Origin of the sequence: Paraburkholderia bengalensis, from assembly GCF_037126505.1 — a bacterium.
In the GTDB taxonomy this organism is placed as follows: domain Bacteria; phylum Pseudomonadota; class Gammaproteobacteria; order Burkholderiales; family Burkholderiaceae; genus Paraburkholderia; species Paraburkholderia bengalensis.
In genome coordinates this window covers 1-1,482 of the sequence record NZ_JACFYJ010000246.1, presented here as the reverse complement: position 1 = coordinate 1,482, position 1,482 = coordinate 1, and the positions used below count along the sequence as shown (strand labels likewise).

Annotated in this window: 1 protein-coding gene; it reads left to right on the top strand. The window is 60.5% G+C overall.

Going from position 1 to position 1,482, the window contains the following annotated elements:
* Positions 1-114: 114 nt before the first annotated feature.
* Entirely contained in the window at positions 115-1,140 is a 1,026-nt protein-coding gene (locus H3V53_RS43020; protein WP_054927269.1) for an IS110 family RNA-guided transposase, read from the top strand.
* Positions 1,141-1,482: the final 342 nt, after the last annotated feature.

Here is a 1,482-nt window from a genome sequence, read left to right as displayed (position 1 = left end):
TAGAGAATGAAAGGGACTTCCCCGTCCCGAGGCTGCGGCGGAAGCCGCGAGTCGGCATCAATGTGCCAAGATGAAGTTGCGAACGTTCATCGACACCAGCGAGAGGGGAAGTCCATGCCTATTGTCACTATCGGAATCGATCTTGCCAAGAATGTTTTCGCCGTTCACGGCGTGAATGAGGCCGGCAAAGCGATGCTGGTCAAGCCACGTGTTCCGCGCGATCAGTTGGCGATGTTGATTGCGCAGTTGCCGCCGTGCATCATCGGCATGGAGGCCTGCTCCGGTGCGCATCACTGGGCACGCCTGTTCCAGCAGTACGGCCATACGGTCAAGCTCATGGCGCCCAACCTTGTGGCGCCTTATCGCATGTCCGGCAAGCGCGGCAAGAACGACGCGGCGGATGCTGCTGCGATCTGCGAAGCGGTGACGCGCCCAAGCATGCGTTTTGTGCCACTGAAGGACGAACACCAGCAGGCAACGCTTTGCCTGCATCGGACACGACAAGGTTTTGTTGAAGAGCGGACCGCAACCTACAACCGGTTGCGAGGCCTGCTCTCGGAATTCGGCGTGGTGCTGCCTCAGAGCCCGGAGAAGCTGCGCCGGCACATCACGGAACATCTGGACACATTGCCTGGCTGGGCGAAGCGCAGCATCAGCGATCTGCTTGAGCATGCCGGCAAACTTGAAGAACGCCTGCTCGAATACGACCGTGCGATAGCCGAGATCGCGCGTGAGGATGCGCGCAGCAAGAGGCTGATGCAGTTGCGCGGCATCGGCCCAACCACGGCCAGTGCGTTGCTCGCCAGTATCGGTGCCGGGCACGACTTCAGAAACGGCCGGCAGGTGGCCGCCTGGATCGGACTCACGCCCGGTCAATACAGCAGTGGCGGCAAGGCCCGGCTGGGCAGCATCACGAAGGCGGGCGACGCCTATCTGCGCGGCCTGCTGGTCAACGGTGCGCGCGCCGTTATTGCCAATCTCGGCGAGAAACAGGATCGCTTCAGCCGGTGGGCTCGAACCCTGATCGAGCGACGGGGCTACTGGCGGGCGGCCATCGCGATCGCCGCAAAGAACGCGAGATTGGCGTGGGCCATGCTGAAATATGGCCATGACTTCAAGCTCGAACCAATTGCAGACTGAGTTCGATTCGGGTCTATCGATTAACCGGCAACTGGACACGGGCACGAACATCACGAGCACATAGAAACGATCACTTTGCACTGCCAGCGGTGATGTGAAGCGGGTTGGACCCGCGCGGGGCGTACCTGACTAACACGGCGGGGATATCCATTCCCGGCTAGAGAATGAGGCCTCCGCGCGCGTCTTTCATCAGGGTCCGGGCCATGAGCCCAACATGACCGGTTGTAGAACTGCAGTCCTTCACCTTCTCACACGCACCGGCGCGGCATTGCAGTACGTATCAATAGCGAACTTCGTTGAGCTTGTACTCAACGGGGAGCCCTTGTAGCGTGTTAGGCACTT

What these genes read in the sequence shown, in the direction of transcription:
- H3V53_RS43020 (WP_054927269.1), top strand. Translation starts at nt 115, where the DNA reads ATGCCTATTGTCACTATCGGAATCGATCTTGCCAAGAATGTTTTCGCC.